General features: G+C 43.4%; 27 protein-coding genes and 3 tRNA genes. 26 read left to right on the top strand and 4 right to left on the bottom strand.

Features of this window, described 5'->3' with window-relative positions:
- Nucleotides 1-44 precede the first annotated feature (44 nt).
- From murA to fabZ, 3 genes are read left to right on the top strand one after another with little or no spacing between them, the layout of a single operon-like run.
- A complete protein-coding gene (murA, locus tag ACZ43I_RS09995) occupies nucleotides 45-1,334 on the top strand; it encodes a UDP-N-acetylglucosamine 1-carboxyvinyltransferase (protein WP_344700785.1) in 1,290 nt (429 codons plus the stop codon).
- A gap of 12 nt (nucleotides 1,335-1,346) precedes the next feature.
- Nucleotides 1,347-1,535, top strand: a complete 189-nt coding sequence (locus ACZ43I_RS09990; protein ID WP_344700784.1) for a DNA-directed RNA polymerase subunit beta — start codon at nucleotides 1,347-1,349, stop codon at nucleotides 1,533-1,535.
- Between the two features lie 4 nt (nucleotides 1,536-1,539).
- Nucleotides 1,540-1,983 (top strand): 3-hydroxyacyl-ACP dehydratase FabZ, encoded by a 444-nt coding sequence (gene fabZ, locus ACZ43I_RS09985; RefSeq protein ID WP_344700783.1) that lies wholly within the window; start codon nucleotides 1,540-1,542, stop codon nucleotides 1,981-1,983.
- Here fabZ and ACZ43I_RS09980 read toward each other — a convergent pair.
- Complete coding sequence (locus ACZ43I_RS09980; RefSeq protein ID WP_344700782.1) at nucleotides 1,980-2,405, bottom strand: YwpF family protein; 426 nt, start codon at nucleotides 2,403-2,405, stop codon at nucleotides 1,980-1,982. The two genes, fabZ and ACZ43I_RS09980, sit on opposite strands and share 4 nt — an antisense overlap.
- Before the next feature lie 190 nt (nucleotides 2,406-2,595).
- Between ACZ43I_RS09980 and ACZ43I_RS09975 the strand changes: the two genes are divergently transcribed.
- The 3 genes from ACZ43I_RS09975 to yidC all read left to right on the top strand — a co-directional run bounded on the left by ACZ43I_RS09975 (nucleotide 2,596) and on the right by yidC (nucleotide 5,527).
- A complete protein-coding gene (locus ACZ43I_RS09975) occupies nucleotides 2,596-3,168 on the top strand; it encodes a single-stranded DNA-binding protein (protein WP_344700781.1) in 573 nt (190 codons plus the stop codon).
- Between the two features lie 434 nt (nucleotides 3,169-3,602).
- A complete protein-coding gene (locus ACZ43I_RS09970; protein ID WP_344700780.1) occupies nucleotides 3,603-4,475 on the top strand; it encodes a LysM peptidoglycan-binding domain-containing protein in 873 nt (290 codons plus the stop codon).
- A gap of 182 nt (nucleotides 4,476-4,657) precedes the next feature.
- Complete coding sequence (yidC, locus tag ACZ43I_RS09965; RefSeq protein ID WP_344700779.1) at nucleotides 4,658-5,527, top strand: membrane protein insertase YidC; 870 nt, start codon at nucleotides 4,658-4,660, stop codon at nucleotides 5,525-5,527.
- Nucleotides 5,528-5,580: 53 nt separating this feature from the next.
- Here yidC and cls read toward each other — a convergent pair whose 3' ends face one another.
- Nucleotides 5,581-7,065: a cardiolipin synthase gene (gene cls, locus ACZ43I_RS09960; protein ID WP_344700778.1), complete on the bottom strand. Its 1,485-nt coding sequence runs from the start codon at nucleotides 7,063-7,065 to the stop codon at nucleotides 5,581-5,583.
- 134 nt (nucleotides 7,066-7,199) lie between these two features.
- Between cls and ACZ43I_RS09955 the strand changes: the two genes are divergently transcribed.
- Nucleotides 7,200-7,349, top strand: coding sequence for an Lmo0850 family protein (locus ACZ43I_RS09955; RefSeq protein WP_344700777.1), 150 nt, complete (start codon nucleotides 7,200-7,202; stop codon nucleotides 7,347-7,349).
- 30 nt (nucleotides 7,350-7,379) lie between these two features.
- On the opposite strand, the gene ACZ43I_RS09950 is transcribed toward ACZ43I_RS09955, so the two are convergent.
- Complete coding sequence (locus ACZ43I_RS09950) at nucleotides 7,380-8,510, bottom strand: FtsW/RodA/SpoVE family cell cycle protein (RefSeq protein WP_425568269.1); 1,131 nt, start codon at nucleotides 8,508-8,510, stop codon at nucleotides 7,380-7,382.
- A 181-nt stretch (nucleotides 8,511-8,691) separates the two neighbouring features.
- On the opposite strand from ACZ43I_RS09950, the gene ACZ43I_RS09945 reads away from it, so the two are divergent.
- The 15 genes from ACZ43I_RS09945 (at nucleotide 8,692) to ACZ43I_RS09875 (ending at nucleotide 21,882) form a co-directional block, all read left to right on the top strand.
- On the top strand, nucleotides 8,692-10,056 hold the full coding sequence (locus ACZ43I_RS09945; protein ID WP_344700775.1) for a UDP-N-acetylmuramoyl-tripeptide--D-alanyl-D-alanine ligase: 1,365 nt from the start codon (nucleotides 8,692-8,694) through the stop codon (nucleotides 10,054-10,056).
- Between the two features lie 49 nt (nucleotides 10,057-10,105).
- The gene (locus ACZ43I_RS09940) at nucleotides 10,106-10,750 is read left to right on the top strand and encodes an alpha/beta hydrolase (RefSeq protein ID WP_464761541.1); all 645 of its coding nucleotides are present in this window, start codon (nucleotides 10,106-10,108) and stop codon (nucleotides 10,748-10,750) included.
- A gap of 75 nt (nucleotides 10,751-10,825) precedes the next feature.
- On the top strand, nucleotides 10,826-12,313 hold the full coding sequence (locus tag ACZ43I_RS09935) for a DEAD/DEAH box helicase (RefSeq protein WP_344700774.1): 1,488 nt from the start codon (nucleotides 10,826-10,828) through the stop codon (nucleotides 12,311-12,313).
- 114 nt (nucleotides 12,314-12,427) lie between these two features.
- Nucleotides 12,428-12,892: a PH domain-containing protein gene (locus tag ACZ43I_RS09930; RefSeq protein WP_344700773.1), complete on the top strand. Its 465-nt coding sequence runs from the start codon at nucleotides 12,428-12,430 to the stop codon at nucleotides 12,890-12,892.
- Complete coding sequence (locus ACZ43I_RS09925) at nucleotides 12,885-14,414, top strand: PH domain-containing protein (RefSeq protein WP_344700772.1); 1,530 nt, start codon at nucleotides 12,885-12,887, stop codon at nucleotides 14,412-14,414. The genes ACZ43I_RS09930 and ACZ43I_RS09925 overlap by 8 nt, the downstream gene beginning before the upstream one ends.
- On the top strand, nucleotides 14,368-14,841 hold the full coding sequence (locus ACZ43I_RS09920) for a PH domain-containing protein (protein WP_344700771.1): 474 nt from the start codon (nucleotides 14,368-14,370) through the stop codon (nucleotides 14,839-14,841). The genes ACZ43I_RS09925 and ACZ43I_RS09920 overlap by 47 nt, the downstream gene beginning before the upstream one ends.
- Nucleotides 14,838-15,200: a holo-ACP synthase gene (acpS, locus tag ACZ43I_RS09915; protein WP_344700770.1), complete on the top strand. Its 363-nt coding sequence runs from the start codon at nucleotides 14,838-14,840 to the stop codon at nucleotides 15,198-15,200. The genes ACZ43I_RS09920 and acpS overlap by 4 nt, the downstream gene beginning before the upstream one ends.
- Before the next feature lie 3 nt (nucleotides 15,201-15,203).
- Nucleotides 15,204-16,355 (top strand): alanine racemase, encoded by a 1,152-nt coding sequence (gene alr, locus ACZ43I_RS09910; protein WP_344700769.1) that lies wholly within the window; start codon nucleotides 15,204-15,206, stop codon nucleotides 16,353-16,355.
- A 69-nt stretch (nucleotides 16,356-16,424) separates the two neighbouring features.
- Nucleotides 16,425-16,589 (top strand): hypothetical protein, encoded by a 165-nt coding sequence (locus ACZ43I_RS09905; RefSeq protein WP_344700768.1) that lies wholly within the window; start codon nucleotides 16,425-16,427, stop codon nucleotides 16,587-16,589.
- Entirely contained in the window at nucleotides 16,590-16,964 is a 375-nt protein-coding gene (locus ACZ43I_RS09900) for a type II toxin-antitoxin system PemK/MazF family toxin (RefSeq protein ID WP_344700767.1), read from the top strand.
- Nucleotides 16,965-17,010: 46 nt separating this feature from the next.
- Complete coding sequence (locus ACZ43I_RS09895) at nucleotides 17,011-18,027, top strand: PP2C family protein-serine/threonine phosphatase (RefSeq protein ID WP_344700766.1); 1,017 nt, start codon at nucleotides 17,011-17,013, stop codon at nucleotides 18,025-18,027.
- Between the two features lie 79 nt (nucleotides 18,028-18,106).
- On the top strand, nucleotides 18,107-18,433 hold the full coding sequence (locus tag ACZ43I_RS09890) for an anti-sigma factor antagonist (RefSeq protein ID WP_344700765.1): 327 nt from the start codon (nucleotides 18,107-18,109) through the stop codon (nucleotides 18,431-18,433).
- Nucleotide 18,434: 1 nt separating this feature from the next.
- On the top strand, nucleotides 18,435-18,911 hold the full coding sequence (gene rsbW / locus ACZ43I_RS09885) for an anti-sigma B factor RsbW (protein WP_344700764.1): 477 nt from the start codon (nucleotides 18,435-18,437) through the stop codon (nucleotides 18,909-18,911).
- On the top strand, nucleotides 18,886-19,662 hold the full coding sequence (gene sigB / locus ACZ43I_RS09880) for an RNA polymerase sigma factor SigB (protein ID WP_344700763.1): 777 nt from the start codon (nucleotides 18,886-18,888) through the stop codon (nucleotides 19,660-19,662). Before rsbW ends, sigB begins: the two co-directional genes overlap by 26 nt.
- A gap of 84 nt (nucleotides 19,663-19,746) precedes the next feature.
- The gene (locus tag ACZ43I_RS09875; protein ID WP_344700762.1) at nucleotides 19,747-21,882 is read left to right on the top strand and encodes a Tex family protein; all 2,136 of its coding nucleotides are present in this window, start codon (nucleotides 19,747-19,749) and stop codon (nucleotides 21,880-21,882) included.
- Nucleotides 21,883-21,926: 44 nt separating this feature from the next.
- Here ACZ43I_RS09875 and ACZ43I_RS09870 read toward each other — a convergent pair whose 3' ends face one another.
- The gene (locus ACZ43I_RS09870) at nucleotides 21,927-23,342 is read right to left on the bottom strand and encodes a catalase (protein ID WP_464761763.1); all 1,416 of its coding nucleotides are present in this window, start codon (nucleotides 23,340-23,342) and stop codon (nucleotides 21,927-21,929) included.
- A gap of 442 nt (nucleotides 23,343-23,784) precedes the next feature.
- On the opposite strand from ACZ43I_RS09870, the gene ACZ43I_RS09865 reads away from it, so the two are divergent.
- The 4 genes from ACZ43I_RS09865 (at nucleotide 23,785) to ACZ43I_RS09850 (ending at nucleotide 24,928) form a co-directional block, all read left to right on the top strand.
- Complete coding sequence (locus ACZ43I_RS09865) at nucleotides 23,785-24,252, top strand: hypothetical protein (RefSeq protein WP_344700760.1); 468 nt, start codon at nucleotides 23,785-23,787, stop codon at nucleotides 24,250-24,252.
- Between the two features lie 320 nt (nucleotides 24,253-24,572).
- Nucleotides 24,573-24,644, top strand: a tRNA-Glu gene (locus tag ACZ43I_RS09860).
- Nucleotides 24,645-24,736: 92 nt separating this feature from the next.
- Nucleotides 24,737-24,824 (top strand) — tRNA-Leu (locus ACZ43I_RS09855).
- 30 nt (nucleotides 24,825-24,854) lie between these two features.
- Nucleotides 24,855-24,928 (top strand) — tRNA-Gly (locus ACZ43I_RS09850).
- The last annotated feature ends 19 nt before the right edge of the window (nucleotides 24,929-24,947 follow it).

The following is a 24,947-nucleotide window of genomic DNA, read 5'->3' as shown; positions in this document are numbered from 1 at the left end:
GTATACGAAGTATTAAATGGTAAGTAAAATATGGAGTGAATAAAATGGATTCTATAATAGTAAAAGGTGGGAAAAAACTTTCAGGTTCTGTTGAAATTGAAGGTTCCAAAAATGCTGTACTGCCGGTCTTGACTGCTTCTTTATTAGCAGAAGAAGGCGTATCGAGGCTACATAATGTTCCGGATTTATCCGATGTCGGAACTTTAGCCGCCTTGCTTCGCCACTTGGGGGCTGAAGTGGAAATGGAAGAAGGGACCGTTTCGGTGGATGCCAGCGCAGAGCTTTCATGCGATGCACCTTTCGACCTCGTAAGCAGAATGCGCGCGAGCATGCTTGTTATGGGTCCCCTACTTGCACGTTACGGGTATTGTAATGTAGCAATGCCAGGAGGGTGTGCCATTGGTTCAAGACCAGTGGAGCAGCATATCAAAGGTCTCGAGAAGATGGGGACCACTTTCCGCACTGTAGATGGTAGTTTCGAAGGACATGTCGATGGCCGTCTGAAAGGTGCCAAAATTCACTTGGATTTTCCAAGCGTCGGTGCAACCCAGAACCTTATAATGGCTGCAAGCCTGGCTGAGGGGACTACTGAGCTTGAAAATGCGGCCCAAGAACCTGAAATTGAAGATTTGGCCAATTATATCAATGAAATGGGTGGTAATGTAAAAGGTGCAGGCACTGCCCACATTAAAATTGAAGGTGTCGAATCACTAAAGGGAGTAGATCACACCGTCATACCTGACAGGATTGAAGCAGGCACTTTTATGATTGCAGGTGCAATAACACGCAGTGAGATCACACTGAAAAACGTTGTACCCGAACATTTGAGTGCATTGATTTCCAAGCTTGAAGAAATAGGTGTACGTATAGAGGCTACGGGGGATGGTGTCAAAGTCATCCCAGCCGAGAACCTCAAGCCCATCCGGGTTAAGACGATGCCCCATCCTGGTTTTCCAACAGACATGCAAAGCCAGATGATGGCATTGCTTACGACCATCAACGGCACAAGCGTCATAACTGAGACGATATTCGAGAATCGTTTCATGCACGTCAATGAGTTCAGAAAAATGGATGCAGATATAGAAGTAGAAGAAAATCATGCATTCATCAAAGGTGGCGGCAAACTTACCGGGGGTCGTGTAAAAGCGACTGATCTCAGGGCTGCAGCTGCATTGATTCTTGCAGGTTTAGTAGCAGAAGGGTATACTGAAGTTACTGAATTGAATCATCTGGACCGTGGCTACGTAGATTTCCATGGCAAGTTACAGAAACTTGGAGCCGATATAGAGCGAACAGATGAGCAACACACAAAAAGTGTGATAACTTCTAAATAAAGAGGTAGTGTTATGGCCGAAGAATCAAGAAAACTGGTCCATCGCAGATTTCCGTTGATTGTCAGAATACTGCTTTATGTATATGTGGCAATTATCGTGTTCTTTGTGGGCCTTATGATCGGATATGGTATATTGAATAATCCGATGGAAGTATTTCGTCTGGAAACATGGGAACACATCATCAATATGACTAAGGAATGATACAATGTTGAGTTATGACCAGATAAAGGCGATAATTCCGCACCGCCCACCTTTTCTGCTGATAGATAAAGTCACTGAAGTAGAACCAGGTGCAAAGTGTACGGGCATCAAACAAGTGTCCGGTAATGAGCCATTCTTTCAAGGGCATTTTCCTGAGTACGCTGTGATGCCGGGTGTCCTGATTGTTGAATCATTGGCTCAAGTAGGTGCAGTCGCGCTCCTACAGGAGGAACAGTTCCAAGGAAAGCTTGCCTTTTTTGCAGGCATAGATAAATGTAGGTTCAAAAAACAGGTCAGGCCTGGGGATACTCTGGAACTGACAGTTGAAATAACAAAAATAAAGGGTCCTATCGGCAAAGGGGAAGCAGTGGCTACAGTTGACGGGGAGATTGCCTGTAAATGTGAAATTACCTTTGCCATACAAGACAAAAAAACATCCGATGATTAATCATCGGATGTTTTTATTTCTTTTTTAGACTCCATGATGGATTTAAACTCATGGAGCAACGTCTCCTCTTCATACCCTTCACTCAACAGATGGGTGAGTACATCTTCAGCATATGTTGGTCCTTGTACGATTATCTTGCCATTGAATATTAAGGATAGTGCCTGATTCAACTCATTCATTTCATTGAACGTTCCTCTGAATCTGGCCGGTTCGTTGGAATGTCTCGTAATCGTAACAAGAATTTCAACTTCCGTTCCAATCATCTCTTGAAGAATATCCTTAAAATCGGGAGAAGTGGAAATCTCGATCAACCAAGGAGCTTCTCCCTTTTCCTTATTGATTATGATGCCATCGATGATATCCAGTATTATATAATTCTCCTCATGCTCCAGCTTCAATTCAACTACTTTAAAAGACTTCATCCCAGTCCTTCCCTTCATATATGAATCGTGGATGCAATTTTTTTGAAATCGCATCATCATGCGCTTCAATATTTATTTATCATTATCATATTCATTCTAATTGTAAAGGAAATGGTTGTAAAATCAAATTGCAGCCTTTTGCAGAATATTTACTTTAAGTTTATCTTTGGAACAGGAAGGAGGTGAACTAATGATGAACAAAGTCTTGCTGGTGGGGGAGTTGGTGCGTAATGTGACGTTGCAGAAAACGGTGAATGGCAGCATCAATTCATTCATCATTGCAACCGTCAGAGTGCCCAAAGATGAAAGAAAATCCAAGGAAGTACATTTCATCTACTGCAAAGCCTTTGGAAAAGCACTACCTAAGGTACTCACAGAAGCTGCTGAAGGCGATATCCTGTGCGTCAGTGGTCAGGTCGCCACCACGGTCCATACAACTCAAGAAGGTGAAAAAGAATATCGAATGGAAATATGGGCTGAAAGCATCAAACATATTCCAGATAAGATGAGCCGACAAAAAGACATCATGAATCCTTCACGTATGATAAGGGAGGCAGTAAAGCATTATGACCAGTGGGACTACATCGGTGAAAGGACAGTCCATACATTAGAAAGCTCCGATGATTCAGGTAAGGCACTTTTGAAGGACCGCCACCTGGAGTCTTTGGAAAAAGTTTTGAACGAACATAAGAATGAGAGTAATACATTGCAGCCTGTGCCAAACGAAGATTCAGATGAAAAGAAGGAAAAAGCCTTTATCTGAACAGGTCCAATCGATTCACACTATCTACACTCACACTACTCACCGTACCCTGCTCAAGGCCGACTACTGCGATCGGACTTAGACAGGGTATTTTATATGAAAACTTTTAGAGGATAAATGAATTTTATTACTGATGACAGATTAATCAGACATCCATAAAAAATATAATCCATTGATAATTTAATGGTAATAACGTCATATTTTACAAAAGAATTTACCTATTCGGTCAATAAGCTGTGAACCCAAGGGAGTTATAAATACACTATTTGTAGAAAAAGATCTTTTAACAAGAAATAATATTGTAATCTAACTGTAATGAAAAATGCTTTTCTTTATATTCTTGTAACCTAAGAAATGTTTAAATCTGATATAGTACTATTCAGCTAATAAGAAAACATTATTCCGCTTAAGGGAATACGGAGGGTATACTAATTATGAAGAAAGTACTATCTATCGGTGCAGCAGTTGCTGTATCCGGCACACTCGCTTACAGTGCAGAAGCAGCAACTCATACAGTAGATAAAGGAGATACTCTTTCCGAAATCGCGCATCAGAGCAGTACAACGGTCGATGCGATTAAATCAACCAATAATTTGACTTCCAACCTTATCTTCCCAGGCCAAGAGCTTGAAATTGCAAAAGCAAATGATTCAGGAGATAAAGAAGCAGGAGTTTATAAAATAAAATCAGGAGATACTCTTTTTGAGATTGCGCAAAAATTTGATGTTTCCGTTTCAGACTTGAAGACATGGAACAACCTGTCATCAGACCTCATCATTGCTGGTAAAACATTATCAGTCTCTGGAGAGACTATATCTCAAGCGCCTGCACAAGCACCAGCAGTTGAAGAAACACCTGCTCAAGTTCAGCCGGTTGAAGAAGTTCAGCCGAATGTTTCAGCCGAAGAGCGTGCGGCAGAACAAGCAGCAGCCGAAGAGCGTGCAGCAGAACAGGCAGCAGCTGAAGAGCGTGCAGCAGAGCAAGCAGCAGCTGAAGAGCGTGCGGCAGCACAAGCAACAGCCGAAGAGCGTCAACAAGCTAAAACACAAAATGTGTCTACTTCCAATAATTCAAGTTCACAGAACTGGGGAGCATTAGCGCAGTGTGAATCTGGCGGCGCTCCAGGCATCGTAAGCGCAAATGGCCTTTATCATGGTCTTTACCAATTCGATGTCCGCACTTGGCAGTCTGTAGGCGGAAGCGGTCTGCCATCCAATGCATCGGCAGCAGAACAAACCAAAAGAGCTCAAATCCTATATGATCAAAGAGGATCCCAGCCTTGGCCTGTATGTGGCTCAAGACTCTAGGAATGAACCTTCCTAACCAGACCTAGCAATTGCTAGGTCTGTTTTTCATTGGAAACTCAGAATATAGATAGAAGTATCATTAAATTGTCACTAATGGATGTGTAAGATTTTATAATATGTTTTTTTAGACATTCTTTTATGTTACAATTTCTTTTATGTGAGACAAATTATGAGGTGAAGAAATGAGTAAAAAATGGCTCTTCCCGCTAATGATCGGTCTGGTGCTTGTGCTCTCCGGCTGTGACTATTCCCAGGAAGAAAATAGAAATGGTTTTTTCTTTAATACTTTCGTCCGTCCGATGGATAGTCTTGTTCATTGGCTCGGTGAAAACCTGAACAATAACTATGGATTGGCTATTATAGCCGTTACCCTAATCGTCCGCTTAGCAATTTTCCCATTCATGATGCGTACATATAAAAATCAGATGATGATGCGCGAGAAGATGAAAATCGTTAAACCTGAAATGGAAGAGATTCAAAAGAAAGTCAAAGTTGCAACAACTCAGGAAGAGAAGATGGAAGCGCAGCAGGAGATGATGGGACTTTACAAGAAACACGGCATCAACCCGCTCAACATGGGTTGCTTACCTATGTTGATCCAGATGCCTATCGTCATGGCGCTATATTTCTCCCTCAAATTCCCTTCTGAAGGTGGAATTACTGAGTACCCGTCCTTCCTTTGGATGAATTTGACTGAGCAGGATTTGTTCATGGTGGCCATTGCCGGAATCGTCTATGCAGGACAGGCATTCGTTTCCATGCAGTTTGTATCTCCAGAACAGCGCAAGCAGATGCAGCTATTCATGTACATCTCTCCAATTATGATCATCTGGATTTCCTTGATTTCACCTTCAGCCCTTCCACTCTACTGGGCAGTCGGCGGTCTTTTCCTGATATTCCAGACTTGGGCAGGTAATACCTTCTATAAAAAGAAAGTGGCTGAAGAAATGGCACCTATCATAGAAGCACATGAACGGGAACAGGCAGAAAAAGAGCAACGCTTGAAGAGTGCTAAAGTAATGCCGAAGAAAAAACGTAAAAAGAAAAAATAATGCAGTGAAAAAGGCATGATATCCAAGAGATATCATGCCTTTTTATTTGGATATTAAAGGATGGGCGAAATGAGGTTCGCAATACCTTCCTTTATACGGATCCATTTATTTCTGGAGTCGTATCTTTCAACGGTAAGCAGAGAACAGGCCTCAATATCCGCTTCATAGATGAGACGGTATTTGGTTGCTTCATTTTTATCGTATATGAAAGCATTGACTTCGAAGTTCAAAAAGAAGCTTCTGGAGTCGACGTTTGTCGTCCCGACACTCAACACTTCATCATCGACCATCATCACTTTTTGATGGAGGAAACCTTTCTCGTAGATATGGACGTGGGCCCCCATCCGTGCTATCGCACCTGCATTGGAGTAGGTGCCCCAGTACACGAAAGGATGATCCGGCTTGTTGGGAATCATCAGATGTACCTCGACTCCGCTCAATATAGCGATTTTGACTGCCTCCAAGAAGGATTGGTCTGGGATGAAATAAGGCGTCTGGATATAGATGGACTTCTTTGCGCTGTAGATCATTTTCATATAGCCATATTTGATCTGCTGCCATCTCTCATCAGGACCACTTGAAGCCACTTGCATAGGCGTGTTGCCATAGTAGTGGTTCACTTCAGGGAAGTAGCGATTTTCCCTGAACATATTATTGCGTTTATCATGTGAATTCCAGTCCAACATAAAGCGCAACTGGAGGGATTTAACGGCGTTCCCTTCAATCCTCAGGTGGGTATCGCGCCAATAGCCGAATTTTTTATTCAAACCAATGTATTCATCGCCTACGTTGAAGCCGCCTACATATCCGAGGGTGCCATCTATTACCACAATTTTACGATGGTTACGGTTATTCATCCTTGGATTTATGAGGCGGAGCATGCTTGGGAAGAAGGCTTCGACCAGACCACCGGCTGCTTTCAATTCTTTAAAGTTGCTCAACCGGAGTGTTCTGGAACCTATATCGTCGTAGAGAATTCTGACAGAGACTCCCTCTCGTTGCTTTGCAAGCAATGCCTTATGTAATCTTTGGCCGATGCCATCCAATTTCAAAATGTAGTATTGGAAATGGATGTGGTCTCGAGCGTTGTAGATATCTTCGAGCAGCTTCTCGAATTTTTCATTACCGTCTGTGAAAATATCTATCTTGTTGTTGATGGTCATAAAAGATTGATTATTATCGAGCAGCATATGGATTATTTTCCTATGACGGTTCGTGACGTCGTTTGCGAAAGACATACGGTTGTTCTGTAGATCACTGAGCTGCTCATCAACCAGGTGCTCAAGACCCACTTTGTCTGCTTCATTGATCTGGAATAACTTCTGGTTGTATATTTGGCGGCCGAAAAGGATATAAAATATGAAGCCGATGATCGGCAGAAAGAAAAGGACCATAAGCCAAGCCCATATGCTCTGCGCGCTGCGCCGTTCCAAAAATATCAGCCCTATGGCAAAAAGGAGGTTGATTCCAATTATGATAAGGGTGATGGTACTCAACACTTTTGCGCTGGATAGGAATTCAAATATAGCTAATTCCATATTTTCACCTCACTTGTATTCTATTATAAACCAAGATTATTTAAAATTCTGTAACATTTATTTTTTGATTTGTATGGCAAAAATATAAATTTCACGTTAAAATAAGAGTAAGTTGAAAAACGGGGAGTGTCATTATGTACAAAAACGACCGTTCTAAAGTGAAGCAAGTTGTCACGATGTTGAGTGAACTTGGTGTTAAAGTAAAGGTTTCAAGATCTAGACTTGAAATCATGAACGGTATTGCACATAAGGAACAATTACGGTTGAAAGAACAGAACATCTAAAATAACCGCAGCTACTAAGCTGCGGTTATTTTATGCTTTCTTGTCATATTGATGGAAATAGATGCTCATTATGATTCCAATCGCCAACATGTTAGCCCAGAGCCCACTTCCTCCATAACTGATGAAAGGCAAAGGGAGTCCGGTAATCGGCAATAGTTGTACAGTCATGCCGATATTTTGGAAAACATGAAACATCAGCATGGAAAGGTAGCCGATGATGAAATAAGATGAGAAACTATCATCAACGACTGTTGCAATCCTGAAGAGATGGAGCATAAGCATAAATATAAGTACGATGACGGCAGTGGCACCGATGAATCCGAATTCTTCACCGATGATCGTAAAGATGAAGTCCGTATGGTTTTCCGGAATGTAGATGATGCCATCACCAAAGCCTTTGCCATCAATGCCACCAGAACCGATCGCCTTCAATGAGTTGCTGAGTTGGAAGCCACCTTCAGCCACGTATTCCTCCGGCCGCAGCCAAGAATATATTCGTTCGAACTGATAAGGATAAATGCCTAGGTAACGCTCAAGTATATCCGGCCTGTAGATGATGCCAAGAATCAAGGATCCTCCTATTGTAACTGCTGCAATCAAGGTCGGAACAATAAGCCACCAGCTGATGCCTGAGACGATAATCATTCCGAATAGTATCGCCAACATGACTAAAGTGGTGCCCAAATCATTTTGAAATAGTATGAGCAGCATCGGCAGAATGGAAGTTGCGGCGATTTTTATAAGCAGTTTAATATCTGCACTCAGATCATTAGTCATCTTATATTTATTATGCTGATTGATGACATAGGCCAAAGTCAATATGTAGATGATCTTGACGATCTCAGACGGCTGGATACTGAAGAATCCGAATTGATACCAGCTTTTGGCACCATTTATAATCGGTGTAATCGGAGAAACAGGAGCGATGAAAAGAATGACAAGCGATAGGACGCCAGTGGTGTATATGAGCCAGATATACTGCTTCAGCCATTTGACGGGGATAAAAGTCAGTACAAAAACCATCAGAAAACCAAGCAGATAAAATAAAGTCTGTCTAAGGGCGAAATCGGTATTGTACTGTCCGCTGGTCATTGCAGAACGAATCATGAAGACGCTGATGGTCGCAAGGACTGCAATAAGCAGTATCAGCAACCAGTCCATCCTGAAGAATATATTGGCATTTTGCCTTTTATAATTATTATTATTTTCCAAAGAATTCACCTAACCCATTATGGAATCATGACATTTAGTATACACTATTTTATGATAAAATTAAGCGTATTAATCCAATATGAATTTGATGAACACAAAAATAAAACGATGATGGAGTTGTACAGTAGTTATGATTGAGACAACAATAGGGACAATCGCCAACTTCTGTGGTGGACAAATGAATGCTGCTGCAGAATCACAAAAAGATAGAATCATAAAAGGGGTATCTATAGATACAAGGACGCTGCAAAAAGGCAATCTGTTCGTTCCCTTCAAAGGAGAGAATACGGATGGGCACCGTTTTATGGAGCAGGCTTTCGATAAAGGGGCGGCGCTCAGCCTGACGGAACAAGCGCCATCACAGTCTGATTCATCCTTGCCACTCATCCATGTTCCAGACGGATTGCTTGCCCTGCAGACCATTGCACAAAAGTACCTTGAAGAGGTGTCTCCCAAAGTCATTGCGATTACGGGATCGAACGGAAAGACAACCACTAAGGATATGATCGAATGTCTGCTTTCTCCACACTTCAAAGTGAAGAAGACGATCGGCAACTACAATAATGAGATCGGTCTACCGCTGACGCTGCTTCAACTTGATGCCGACACTGAAATTTCCATATTGGAGATGGGGATGGACAAAGCAGGCGACATCAATCTGCTGAGTACAATGACGCAGCCTGATATCGCAATCTTGACCAATGTGGGGGAGTCCCACATCGAAAAATTAGGTTCGAGGGAAAATATCGCCCATGCAAAGTATGAAATTGTAGATGGCTTGAAACCAAACGGCACCTTCATCTACTCAAGGGATTATCCTTTGCTTGAGGCATTGGTGCAGCGTGATGTCCCCTATAATCTAAAGACAGCAGGGGAGCAGCCGAGTAATGATATTAGGATAATAGATGTTTCAGAAACCCGAGAAGGCACCCATTTTGAATTAGGCCCAGGGAATATAGATGTCCAGATACCACAGCTTGGTGTGCATAACGCCGCCAATGCTTCGATGGCTTTACTTGCAGCAGAAGCTGTGGGCCTTTCCATGAAGGACGTCAAAGACCAATTCCAGACACTGGTCGTAACAGATATGCGCATGGAGCGCATGATTCATCAGAATGGAGCGGTCATCATAAATGATGCCTATAATGCAAGTCCATCCAGCACCAAAAGTGCGATTGATACTATAGGGCGCATGGATGCTGACAACCGCATCCTTGTCCTTGGGGATATTTTGGAACTTGGTGAGTATTCGACACCGCTTCATCTGTCGATAGCAGAACATATAAACAGCTCTGATCATCATTTTGATCACATCCTGACTTATGGGGAAGCAATGAAGGTTGTGCATGATACTGTCGATATCAATAACCGGTCACACCATGATGATATAAAATCGCTAGCCACCGAACTTAAATCAGTGATGACGCCTGAAAGTGTCATTTTATTGAAGGCGTCCAGAGGAATGGCGTTGGAAAGGGTGAACGACTATATCTAGATCCATCGGTCTGCTCTTTCTCCACGGCTACACTGGAGGACGGTATGAATTGGAGCCTCTGTTCGATTATTTGAAATCAAGGTATGAATTCGATTACGAATTTCCAGTCTACCCGGGGCATGGAACAGTGCTCAATCTCACTGAACCAGATGGAGATTTATGGTATGAGGAAGCACTGCATTCATACAAAAACCTTAAACAACGTGTAGATTCAGTCTACATCATCGGCTTTTCGATGGGAGGCGTCTTCGCCAGTTATATTGCACAACATGAATCTATAGACAAACTCGTGCTCATCGCTCCGGCTTTCGAGCATATCAGGCTCTCAAGGTTAGGGCGGTTGAACCTAACTCCAGCACATTTCAGCGAACATATGAAGATGCACCTCTACCAGAAGATCAGGAAGCGACTCAAAGATATTCCATTTAAAGCGTATCAGGAGTTCAAGCGGATTGTAGAGACGAAGTCCGGGAACTTGGAAGAGATCAAGGCGGAGACATTAATCATCCATGGTACCCTGGATCTTCTTGTGCCTTCGATATCAAGCATTGAAGTGAGCGGGCAGATACCATCGGCTACACTCGAACTGATAGAGGGTGCGCCGCATCTTTTTGCATTTACAGAAGCGCATCAGCTTAAGTTGAATATATTCACTGAGCGCTTCCTGTTCCCGGAAGAGATAAGACTTGTATAATGACAATAAAAATGTTAATATTGAGTAGTTATGCGTAACGAAAATGAGAAACGATAAGTCAAAGGAGACTCTAATTTGAAGTTTTTTAAACAATTAGGTGTCAGTGATGAAACCTTGAAATCACTGGAAGACATAGGGTTCGAAACACCAACCCCAATTCAGGAGGAAAGTATTCCTCTCGCGCTCGAAAGAAGAGATATTCTCGGGCAGGCAAAAACAGGTACTGGGAAAACAGGTGCTTTCGGCATTCCGATTATTGAAAATACCGAGAAGCAGGGCGGCACTCAAGTGCTGATCCTTACACCGACACGTGAGTTGGCCGCACAGGTAAGCGACCAGCTCAAGAAATTTGCCAAGTACAAAAAACTCGGTGTATCCACTATATTTGGCGGAATGAGCATTGAACGCCAGATTAAGGATTTGAAGAGAAAACCAGAAATCATCGTGGGTACACCTGGCCGTATCATCGACCACATCAAGAGAAGGACATTGAAACTCGATAGCATTCATACACTTGTCCTCGATGAAGCGGATGAAATGATGAACATGGGATTCATAGATGATGTCAAGTTCATCATGTCCGAGATGCCTGCCGATGACAGGCATACGTTGCTGTTCTCGGCTACAATGCCACCAGCAATCCAAGAGTTGGTCAAACGGTTCATGAAAGACGCAAAAATCATCAAAACCATGAATCAGGGTGGCGCGAGCGATCCGCAGATTACTGAGCATTACACCATCGTAAAAGAGCTCGAAAAGCTTGAAGTCTTTACTGACTTCCTAGACGTCCATCAGCCGGAATTGGCAATCGTCTTCGGACGTACAAAACGCCGTGTTGATGAGCTGACGAGTGCGTTGGTCGCTAAAGGCTACCGCGCTGAAGGATTGCATGGTGACATCACGCAATCGAAACGTCTTGAAGTCCTGAAGAAATTCAGGAACAATGCCTTGGATATATTGGTTGCCACAGATGTTGCAGCTAGAGGTCTCGATATTTCAGGCGTATCCCACGTCTACAACTTCGATATCCCTCAAGATTCCGAGAGTTATACGCACAGAATCGGCCGTACAGGACGTGCGGGTAAAGAAGGTGTGGCACTCACATTCGTCAATCCAGTAGAAATGGATTATTTGAGAATGATTGAAAATGCCAAAAAGAAAACGATCTCTGCGCTCAGACCGCCTCTTAAAAAAGAAGTGCTTAAAGCACGTGAAAAAGAGATCTATGAGAAGATGGATCAATGGAAGGCCAACAACAACAATGCGCATACGCTTGAAGTGGCCGAACGTCTGCTCGAGCAAGGTGAAGCGAAGGAAATCGTTGCAGCACTGCTCAATGAATTCCTATTCAATGCATCAGATGACAATATCCAACTGTCATTTGAAAAACCACTTACACGAAAAGGTGGAAATCGACGCGGAGGCAAGCCTTCAGGTGGCAAGAAGCCATTCAAGAAAGGCCGTAATCATGATAACCGCTCAGGCAACAAGCGCCAGGGCAACAGACCACCACAGAACAACAAGCGCCAAGGCGGTCGCACATTTAAAGATCACATCAAATAATTCCCTACCCCTGTCCAATGGACAGGGGTGTTTTTTTTATATTCTACGTAGTATATTTAAAGGATAAGGCTGATCGTTATAATGTATAATCGATATATATAAGTGGAGGCAAACATGAAAAAAGTGCATGATGAAGTAGTTCTATATATGCAAAAACGTTATTTGGCATCTTTCACCCTATGGTTGCTCATAGGGATTGCGGCCAGTGTCCTCACCTTTTATCTTGAATGGAGCCATTGGGTATACTTTGGAACGGGCGGGGTACTTATCATTTTATTGATAATGGGCATCTTCATAAGACCGTTTATCTATAGAAAAGTGACCCGCTATGAAATCGATGAAGGGCGCCTCGTAGTCAAAAAGGGGTTTTTCCGCATCGCAACAAAAATGGTGCCCATCCAGAGAGTGCAGGGTGCCAAATTGGCGACAGGTCCAATCTCCAGAAAGCATGATTTCGCCATACTGGAAGTATCAACGGCCAGCTCAAGCATGGTGATGCCTCCTTTAAAATTGCACGAGGCACGTGAGATGAAAGCAACCATCATACAACAGGTGAAGGAGGCATATACAGATGTATAGCCCGCAGAAACTCCACCCGGTCGCTTATCTTGGCAGTATCGTCAATGGCGTCAGAAATCTCTGGATTCCATTGATCATAATCCTTTTTAATTCACGTGACGTCATATTCTCAGGTGAGATCTCGCTCAAGTATATTCTCATATTTATCAGTATACTGATTCTTGTCATCGTGCTGTTCGGAGGGATGGATTTCCTGAATAAATATCGGACACGGTTTTGGATAGAAGCGGGCAAATTCATCTACAAGGACGGGGTCATTACCAACCGGGAGAAAGAACTTGATATAGGGAGGATACAATCGATTGATTTCAGCGAACCCATATTCCACCGTATGTTCGGTGCTGTGAAATTGGAGATCATCACTCCGGGGGACGCCATTCGTATTGATACAATGAAGAAAACCCAAGCCGAATCACTGCAGAGAATACTCTACGATGAGAAGTCACAGGCAGAAGGTGAGGCGATTATCGGTGCTTCGAGCGGCTGGCCTCGGCAAGAAGCGGAGGAGGAACCCCAGGAGTTCACGACACTTTATCTTATGAGCAACCGCTCGCTCCTTCTGATGAGCATGACCAGCGGCGCTTTAGGTACTTTTCTTGCACTGGCATTCGGTTTCATCAACATCATCGGAGCGGACTTTTTGCTGGAGCGCTATTTCGACTATTTTGAAGGGGCATTCCAAAGCGTCTTGTGGGCTTATATGCTTGCAGTAGGTTCCTTCATTCTTGTGGGGTATGCAATAGGCATACTCATCCTTATGATCAAATATTATAAATACACGCTTAAGATGAAAGACGATGATCTTGTTGTCGAATATGGGTTGATTGAAAAGAAACATCAAAGCATCAACATCAACCGGGTCCAGAACATCATTATAAGGGACTCGATCCTCCGTAGGATGATCGGCTATTATTCATTAGCCGCAACGATTACGAGTGACTCCCTGGAAGGGGATGATGTCGAAGGCAAGGTTGAAATCCTACCTTTCATAAAAAGGGATGACCTATATAGGATTACAAAAGAGATTTTCCCGAATTATCATATAGAAGTCCCTCCACGTATTGTGCCGGTCAGGGGGTACAGAAGATACTTCCAAGTGATGGCTTTAGGCATCTTCACGGTCAGTGCCATCATCCAATATTTCTGGTTTGATTATATGTGGGCCATTGGCTTGGCATTACTCACAATTGTCGCCCTCTCTGGTTTTTACAGTGCCTATAACAGTGGCTATACAATCCGGGATGAAGAGATCAATCTGATGACCACATCGTTTTTCAAGCGTTCGCACTATATCATCAAGTCAGAGAAGTTGATAGAAGCGGAATGGGCGTATAACCCGTTTCTTAAGCGGTCTGAACTCGGAATTATAACGCTGGTCACGGCCGCGGGGATGATGGGATCCCGGGCGACCTTGAAGTTCATTGACCAAAAAGACGTGGATACTATCTGGCAGTGGGCTGAAAGGAGTGCTTCCAATGAAAAAGATATCACCGAAATCGATCACGGTGTGGCGGATTCGTGAAGGGATTGCCGCGTTGATTGCATTGCTGGTGGCAGTTGCCGCAACGATACTGCATTTCTATGTATGGAAATGGCTACCGTGGTGGGTGCCGCTCATACTTTTTGTGATTTTCATCTACATCAGCCTGATCAATGTATGGTTGATGCCGAAATTGAAATATAAATATTTCCGTTATGATGTTTCTCGCGACGAAATACGTATCCATAAAGGAATCATATTCAAAGAAGAACTTGCTGTACCGCTGTTCAGGGTTCAGAATATTGATACGACAGTTGGTCCGTTGATGAAACGGTACGCTCTCAAAGGGGTCACCCTGAGAACGTCTGCAGCACCTGTCCACATCCCTGAACTCGAGTCGGATGAAGCTGATCGTCTGCGCAATGATATCAGGACATTAATCAATGAAAAGACAGGGAGAACCATATGATCAGAGGCCTAGGCACCGATATAATTGAAATCGAACGGATCAAAGCCGCGGAAGATAAAGGTGGACGGTTGTCGAAGCGGATTTTATCTGAGGAGGAAATGGAAGTCTACAGGACATTAAGCAGCGAAAAAAGAAGGATGGAGTATCTGGCTGGGCGCTTTGCGGTCAAGGAAGCATATAGTAAGGCTCTAGGCAGTGGCATAGGGGAACGTATCACTTTTTCAGACATCACTTGTCTGAATGATGAGGCGGGAAAACCCTTCATAAGCGGGGAGGAGTGCGCACATGTATCAATTTCTCACTCCAATCATTATGCCACTGCCACAGTGATACTTGAAAATAAGGGACGAGGAGATTGAGATATGTCGGAAAAGTACTATAGGGATACAATTGTCGATGTCGATCTGGCAGCTATCGGACACAACTATAAAGCTGTCAGTGGAATGCACCCTGATAAGACTTTCATCGCAGTCATAAAGGCGAATGCATATGGGTTGGGCAGCACTGCTGTTGCAGAGTACTTATCCCATATTGGTGTGGGTTTCTTTGCAGTCGGTACGCTGGATGAAGCGGTCGAGTTGAGGATGCATGGCATCAGGGAGAAGATACTCATTCTTGGACCGATCAGGCCGGAAGATATGAACAAAGCCATAAAGCACCGCATCGCCGTCACCGCACCGAGTTATGAATGGCTCAAAAGGGCAGAGGAAGCTATCGAGGATGATGACGGAAAAGGTGTCTGGGTCCATATCAAAGTGAACAGCGGCATGAACCGGCTGGGCGTGTCCAGTGTTGAAGAAGTCAAACAGATGATCACGCTGATAGAACAATCCCCCTACCTTACCTATGAAGGACTGTTCAGTCACCTCAGCTCAGCGGAAGTAGATACGGAGCGGCCCTTCAAGGAGTATGAAACATTCAAATCCATCATTTCCCATGTGAAAAGACCCCAATTTGTGCACCTCCAAAATTCGGCCGGAGCTTTTCATCTTGAAGCAGATGAATGCACTGCCATGCGAATCGGCATCTCCCTATATGGATATTATCCATCTGACTTCATAGCGGGGAAATCACCTGTAGAGTTGAAGCCATCCGTTGGACTGGTGACCCATGTAGTGGATACGCATATCCTGCAGGAAGGGGACGGAGTCAGTTACGGACTGAAATATATCGCAGATGAAAAAGTGACCATAGCCACACTGCCGATTGGTTATGCGGATGGCTTCCTCCGTTCACGTACAGGCTATGAAGTGGCCCTGGAGGACGGCACCTCCTGTCCGGTCGTTGGAACCGTATGTATGGACTACATCATGATTCGTGTGCCGGATTACATTGAATTGGGTGATAAAGTGCATATCATCGCACCGGACCGGCAATCCGCACAATCCATGGAGGCCTACAGTGACTATGTGGATACGATACCTTATGAATCGATTTGCAAACTCGGCCGCAGGCTACCGCGCCTTTATCATGGAGCTGAAGGGGTCCGTGTCAGCAATGAAGTTTTAAAATAAACTAGTAATGATTTTTTATACATGTTATCATTATTATGAATAACGATGTAATAGAGGAGTGGTCTGATAATGATGAATACGACATTGTGCAGCAGCACAGTACTTTCTCTTGAACATGGGTATACAGAGATGAGCGAGATCAACCTTTCCATTGCGTCGGAAAGTCATGAGCTTGAATGCGAAGCACAAAAATGCAACGAAGATTTCCTCGTTTACAGTAAAGATGGTGAATAGATGAAGAGAGGCGAAGTATATCTTGCTGATCTTTCACCTGTGCAGGGTTCTGAACAGGGAGGCAAACGTCCAGTAGTGATCATCCAGAATAATGTCGGCAACTATCACAGCCCCACCGTCATAGTTGCCGCAATTACTGGTCGGATCGACAAAGCGAAGATACCTACACATGTGGAGATTTCAAAGGATACATATAATCTGGATAAGAATTCGGTCATACTGCTTGAACAAGTCCGGACAATCGATAAGAAACGGCTCAGGGAAAAACTTACATATTTGAACGAAGAAAAGATGAAAGAAGTGGACAAGGCGTTGATGATAAGCCTTGATCTCCTGCCGAAGAAACCCAGGAAATCCAAGAAAATGAAAAGCTGATGGACTTTTGTGTGCAAAAGTCTTTTTTTCAGTATGAGGTGAAATCATGACGTATATTGATAATATTGTAAATAAGTACAGAGAAATCATCCAGCTCTACCTTTATGGTGGAGATGCAGACAAAGCTATGGATCTGTGCCAATCATTCAGTGAAGAAGTCATTGAAATGGACACCTCCCCTGAGGAGATCGTTTCGCTTCATATGGAACTCCTTGACGATATGGCGATAGAAGATGGTGCCCTTATAAAACAATCTTTAGATATTCTGCAGGAAGTGATCATCTCGTTCGGATTTACATACCGGGATTATAGATCCATGATGAACAAGCTCAAAATCCACGATAAGGAAATGGACGTCGCAGCCAGCCTTCAGGAAACGATGCTGAAGACCGAAATCCCAACATTCGATACGATGGAGATCGGCGCCATTAGCGTGCCCGCCAGGAAAGTCAGTGGGGACTATTTCAACATCATCGACCACAATGACGGCATGCTCAGTTTTGCGATTGCCGATGTCATCGGCAAAGGGATACCGGCTGCAATCGCGATGAGCATGATAAAATTCGGCATGGACTCGTATGGGTATTCCCAACTGCCGAGCGACAGTCTGAGGAAGCTCAACAGGGTAGTCGAGAAGAACGTCAATCAAAATATGTTCGTCACAATGTTCTATGGCTTGTACGACCATAATACGGATCGTTTCTATTACTCTTCGGCGGGACATGAACCTGCGCTGCTCTACAGGCATGATACGGATGAATTCGAAGAAATCGATGCCAAGGGGATCGTTCTTGGAGTAAAGCGGCATGCACGCTATGAACAGAAGGAAGCACGCCTTGGGCCTAAGGACATGATTATCGTATTTACCGATGGTGTGACGGAACTGAGGAAGCATGACGATACATTCATCGAGCTCGACTATGTAAAAGATATGATCAAACAAGTTAAGGATCATCATCCACAGGACATTGTCCAGTATATTTACGAATCGCTCATGCGTGTTCAGAACCCGCATAAAAAAGATGATTTGACGTTGTTCATATTAAAAAACAATAAAAATTAGACTTTATGTGTTTAGAATTTTCATATACGGGTATAGCTTGAAGTGTTTATGTATTTAAGTTGAATGGGAGTGGAACTTAATGAATCTCAATATCGATACAACAGAGAGAGAACAAGAATATGTGATTGTGCTTCAAGGGGAGTTAGATGTCTATACTGCACCTGAGTTGCAGAAGATCTTGGAACCCATCCGCCAGTCTGGCAGTCATGATATTAGAATAGATTTGACGGATGTCGAATATATGGATTCTACGGGTCTCGGCATTTTCGTCGGTACTTTAAAGGAATTGAATCAACACGATAGAGAACTTTATGTCACCGGAGTGACAAAGCGGATATTAAGGCTGTTTGAAATTACAGGTTTGAGAGACCTTATGCATATCAACGAAGCGTCGGGGGTTGAATAGTATGACAGAGAAGTACGATTATATAGAAATGAAATTTCCTTCGAGCGCCGAGTATGTAGGATTGATACGATTGACTTTGTCCGGCGTTCTCTCAAGAGTAGGAGCCACCTATGATCAGATAGAAGACTCCAAAATTGCTGTGTCAGAAGCTGTCACCAATGCAGTAAAACACGCCTATGGTGAAGAAAAGGGTGGAGAAGTGCTGATTGGTTTTGCGATATACACTGAAAAAGTGGAGATTATCGTTGCAGATCACGGGCAGAGTTTCAATTATGAAGCAGTAAAAGAAGAACTGGGTCCTTATACTGAAGATGACAATGTCAACTACCTCAGAGAGGGAGGCTTGGGACTATTCCTGATTGAAACATTAATGGATGAAGTCTATATTAAAAAAGATCCTGGCGTCACAATCAGCATGACGAAGTTTATTAATGAAAGTCAGGTGCATTCGAATGGAGAAACAATCGTCAATCGATAGAAAATTAATACCGGAAGATATTAATGAACTGATTCGCAGCCATCAGGAGAATGGGGATGATGCGGCTCAAGCGAGATTGGCAGAGCACTACAAGAAACTCATCGAATCTCTCGCCTATCGCTATTCAAAGGGTCAAAGCCATCATGAAGATCTTGTGCAGGTCGGCATGGTTGGGCTTCTTGGCGCAATCAAAAGGTTTGATGTATCTTTTGATCGACGTTTCGAAGCATTCCTCGTCCCGACAGTCGTTGGTGAAATCAAAAGGTATCTGAGGGATAAGACATGGAGCGTACATGTCCCGAGGAGAATCAAGGAAATCGGCCCCAAGATCAAAAATGCGAATGACGAACTCACCAATCGATTGGAACGATCTCCAAAGATAAGTGAAATTGCAGATCATCTGCAAGTTTCAGAAGAAGACGTGCTGGAAGCGATGGAAATGGGACAAAGCTACAATGCATTGAGTGTCGATCATTCCATTGAGGCAGATAAAGACGGATCGACAGTAACGTTGCTCGATGTCATGGGACAGTCTGATGACAACTATGATCTATCAGAAAAAAGACTGATTCTGGAAAAGGTGATTCCGATACTTTCAGACAGAGAACGGGAGATCATCCAGTTCACCTTCATGGAAGGTTTGAGTCAGAAAGAAACGGGAGAGCGCATCGGACTTAGTCAAATGCATGTATCACGACTTCAGCGCACCGCAATCAATAAGTTGCGCCAGGCAGTGAGCGAGAAAGAGTAGAATATCTACCCCCGTCCTTAAGGATGGGGGTTTTCAGTGTTATAATATATAAGGATCAACCAGATTTAAAACAGGAGAGATAAGATGAACGAAACGCTGATTAAAGAACTTGAAAAAACAACAGGAAAACGAGCAAAGGATATAGGGAATGTGCTCGGGCTTCTACAAGAGGGGAATACCGTGCCGTTCATAGCACGCTACCGAAAAGAAATGACCGGTGGTATGGATGAACAAGAAATTAAAGCAATTTCAGACCGCTTTTCATATCTCGAAAATCTGGAGAAGCGTAAGCAGGAAGTGCTTAGACGCATTGATGAGCAGGGTCTCCTTACTGCGGAACTGGCACAGGACATAAAAAAGCAGACTGTATTGAACAGGGTAGAAGATCTCTACAGGCCATTTAAGCAGAAGAAAAAAACACGGGCAACCGAGGCAAAGCGTAAGGGACTGAAGAACCTGGCCGAATTCATCAAGGGACAGACTTCAGAAAATGTTGAAGCGGAAGCAACCCGCTACTTGAGTGAAGAAGTGACTTCTGAAGAAGATGCCATCAAAGGCGCCCTTGATATCATTGCTGAAGATATATCAGACAATCCCAAATATAGAGCGTATATATTGAAAGTGTTCAAGGAAAGCGCGGATTTGATGACCAAAAGGAAGAAGAATGCTGAAGATGAACAAAAAACCTTCGAAATGTACTATGCCTACAGTGAGCCAATCGGTAAAATCGTACCGCACAGGGTATTGGCGATCAACCGTGGTGAAGAATTGGGTGTGCTTACTGTAAAATTCGATTACGATATAGAACGTTTCAAGAGATATATCGGCAAACAGACCATAAAAGAAGGGTCAACCACCAGACGATATATACAGGAGGCTATTGAAGACGCCTTAAAACGTCTTATCATCCCTTCCATCGAACGGGAAACCAGACAAGAATTGACTGAAAAGAGTGAGCGGCATGCTGTGCATATATTTGAAGAGAATTTGAAGCGGCTTCTGCTCCAGCCACCCCTAAAAGGCCATGTCATTCTTGGTGTGGATCCGGCCTTCAGGACAGGGTGTAAACTTGCGGTAATCGATGCCGCCGGTCAATTCCTTGATAAGGATGTAATTTATCCGCATCCGCCACAGTCTAAGCAAGATGCAGCCAAAAATAAGCTGCTTAAGATGATAGATGAGCATGAAGTTACGCTTCTGGCAATCGGTAACGGTACAGCCTCGCGCGAAACCGAACTGTTCATCAGTGAGCTGGTGCAATCTGAGGATTTAGATGTCAAATTCATCATCGTCAACGAAGCGGGGGCCAGCGTCTATTCAGCTTCTGAAGTGGCGCGTGAAGAATTCCCGCATTTCAATGTCGAAGAACGGAGTGCTGTATCCATAGCCAGAAGGGTCCAGGATCCGCTCAGTGAACTGGTCAAGATTGACCCTAAGGCAATTGGAGTCGGGCAATATCAGCATGACGTCAACCAGAAGTTTTTGAATGAATCGCTTAATTTTGTCGTTGAAACTTCAGTGAACCAAGTGGGAGTCGATGTAAACACGGCTTCGCATGTTTTGCTTCAACATGTAGCGGGATTGTCTCCAGCCATCAGTATGAATATCGTAAAATACCGCGAAGAAAATGAAGGCTTCAAGTCGCGCAATGAAATCAAAAAGGTGCCCCGCCTTGGAGCAAAGACTTTCGAGCAATGTGTCGGCTTTCTGCGTGTGGCAGAAGGAAAAGAACCGCTCGACCAGACGCCTATCCACCCCGAACGCTATAAAGAAACTTATAGACTGATTTCCCTCATCGGCATGACCGAGTCTGACATCGGTACAAAAGAACTGGCGGAAGCGCTGGATCAGGTGAACTTGGAAGAGGTGGCCGAAGACCTTGGAATCGGTCTTCCGACACTGCTTGATATCGTAGATAGCCTGAAAGCGCCAACGCGTGATATCAGGGATGAGTACGAAGTGCCTCTATTGAAATCTGATGTGCTGAAGATGGAAGACTTGAAAAAAGGTATGAAACTATCTGGAACAGTCCGCAATGTCACCGATTTTGGCGCGTTTGTCGATATTGGTGTAAAACAGGACGGACTCGTTCACATTTCAAAACTGACGAAAAAATTCATCAAACATCCAATGGAGGCAGTCAGTGTCGGAGACATAGTAGATGTCACAGTAATCGATATAGATGAAGGAAAAGGCAGAATCTCATTGAGCATGAAATAAAAATATCCCGATCGAAATGACTCGATCGGGATATTTCTCATTTATTATTCATTACTATCCATGTCTACATCTTCAATGTTGATGCCCATTGCTTTTGCGACACCTTCACCATAAGCTGGATCGGCTTTATAGCAGTTTCTGATATGGCGGTGTTTCACTTTGTCGGAAACGCCACTCATCTCATTTGCTGTGTTAGTGAATATGCGTTGCTTCATTTCATCAGATTGGAGGTTGAAGAGTTTGCCTGGCTGCTCATAATAGTGGTCGTCATCTTCACGGAAATCATGCTCGTAGACCAAACCATCCATTTCGAGAGGTGGCTGTTTAACGCTCGGATCGTCTTCATATTGACCATAACTGTTAGGATAGTAGTTTGTGTGTGAACCTAAGTTGCCATCAACCCTCATTGCACCATCACGGCTGAATGGGCAGACACCTGTTGCACCTTTAGGGGAGTTTACAGGAATCTGGTGGTGGTTTACACCAAGACGGTAACGCTGAGTATCTCCATAGGAGAAGAGGCGTCCTTGAAGCATTTTATCTGGTGAGAAGCCGATGCCCGGAACGATATTGGTCGGGGCGAATGCTGCTTGCTCAACTTCTGCGAAATAGTTTTCAGGGTTGCGATTGAGTTCGAATTCACCAACCGGGATAAGTGGATACTCATCTTTATACCATACTTTAGTCAAATCGAATGGGTTATGGTAGTGGTTTTTAGCCTGTTCTTCCGTCATGACCTGGATGTACATCTTCCATTTAGGGAAATTGCCATCTTCAATTGCGTTGAAGAGATCCCTTTGGGATGACTCGCGGTCTTTCGCAATTACTTCTTCAGCTTCTTCGGCTGTCAGGTTTTCGATACCCTGTTCTGTACGGAAGTGGAATTTCACCCAGACGCGTTCGTTGTCTGCATTCACCATGCTGTAAGTGTGGGAACCGAATCCATGCATGTTTCTGAACCCTTTAGGGATGCCGCGATCTGTCATCAATATTGTGACTTGATGCAGTGCTTCAGGAAGTAATGTCCAGAAATCCCAGTTGCTCTCAGCATTATGCATATTTGTTTTAGGATCGCGTTTAACGACGTGGTTTAAACTTGCGAAAAGTTTAGGGTCACGGAAGAAGAATACTGGCGTATTGTTTCCGACCAGATCCCAGTTACCTTCTTCAGTATAGAACTTAAGTGCGAAGCCACGAATGTCACGTTCAGCATCAGCAGCACCACGTTCTCCGGCTACCGTAGAGAAGCGCGCGAACATTTCTGTCTGTTTGCCAACCTCGCTGAATATTTTAGCTTTTGTATATTGTGTAATGTCATGTGTTACAGTGAAAGTGCCAAATGCCCCAGAACCTTTCGCGTGCATCCGTCTTTCAGGAATTACTTCACGGTCAAAATGCGCCATCTGTTCAAGGAAATAAGGATCTTGCATAACTACTGGGCCACGCGGTCCTGCAGTCATTGTATTTTCCCTGTCACCTACTGGAGCTCCAAAGAGAGTAGTCAGACGATCTTCGGATGCACCTTTGCCTTGCTTCCTAGGTTGAGTGCCACCACCACTGCGGGCAGTACCAGGCTTGTTGCCGTTATTTTCAAAATCCATAGATGTAGTCCCTCCAAGAAAATATTATAATCTTGTTTAGAATGATTATAAATAAATAATAACATAGTGAGAAAAAAAAACAATCTTTATGCACGAAAATTACTACTAAAGAAGTATCTTCGAAATTGATAATCAATCGTCTGCTGAAACTCGAAAATCATATATACAATTGAACATTGCGCTGTAACTAATTACTCTAGACAAACGATAAAAATATAACTCATTTCTTTTTTTCTGAATATTCATGATAAGATTATAGATGCGGGTTCAGTATATGCACTTCTATAAGGAGAGAACGATCATGAAAAATTTGATAATGATATGCAGCTTTGCTCTTTTAATTCTAGTAGGGTGTAGTGACGGCGAGTCAGAGTTGGCAGGTAAGAAATTGGGATTGATCAATTATAATCCGACCATCACTGAGGAAGAGGGAGAAGATAAGGAAGTCATCTTCGATTCGCACATGGCAGTGTTCGATTTTGAAACAGACGATGAAGTAGTACTTGAATATCTGGGAAATGAGTATCAAGGACATTATACGCTAGATGAAGACCGATTGGACATTGAACTAAAAGATGATGGAGCAAGCTTAGCCATGACATTTGTCCAGTTTGAAAAGAATGATGCTGATTATTATAGTTACAGTGGTGAAAGTGATGAAGTTAAATTAGACGAGGGTGGGGAAGTGTCCCAATTAAAGAATGTCTATGAAAGTTATATGGGGGTTAATGAATCCTACATATTCATTGAAGAATCTGAAACGGATTGATACTGGGAGTAAATGAGTAGAATGCACCAGAAGATATGTATAATGTAACATAGGCAACCGTTCCAAAACCTTGCCTTATGACTGAAGTTAGTTTCCGCATGTTAGAAAGGTCTTATCAATATGATGTATGTGAGTAATGGTGAGGAAGTCCAATTCCAAATCGGACATTTATATAGTAGAAACACGGTTATTATGAAGAAAAGACGACCAGTGATTTAGCGACATCCAAAGCTTTTTAAAAGAAATATAATAAAATCAATAAAAAGCGTTGACTTCCAAAACAAAACCCGTTATTATAAATATCGTTGCAATATTCCTTTGGCCCGTTGGTCAAGCGGTTAAGACACCGCCCTTTCACGGCGGTAACACGGGTTCGAGTCCCGTACGGGTCATTCTCTTAAAAAAAGTTTTAAAAGGTTGTTGACTTTTTAAAACGGTTGATATACAATAGAGTATGTCGCTAAAAACAAAAGATATTATAAATGCGGTTGTGGCGGAATCGGCAGACGCGCTAGGTTGAGGGCCTAGTGGGAGTTAATCCCGTGGAGGTTCAAGTCCTCTCAGCCGCACCATTTATTTTTTGGAATAAGCAACTTTATAATGCGGGTGTAGTTAAATGGTATAACCCCAGCCTTCCAAGCTGATGTCGTCGGTTCGATTCCGATCACCCGCTCCATTAATTTTTAATAGTCAAT

It is taken from the genome of Salinicoccus jeotgali (assembly GCF_055379195.1).
Note: the sequence above shows the minus strand (reverse complement) of the source record. Positions and strands in the feature narration are given on the sequence as shown.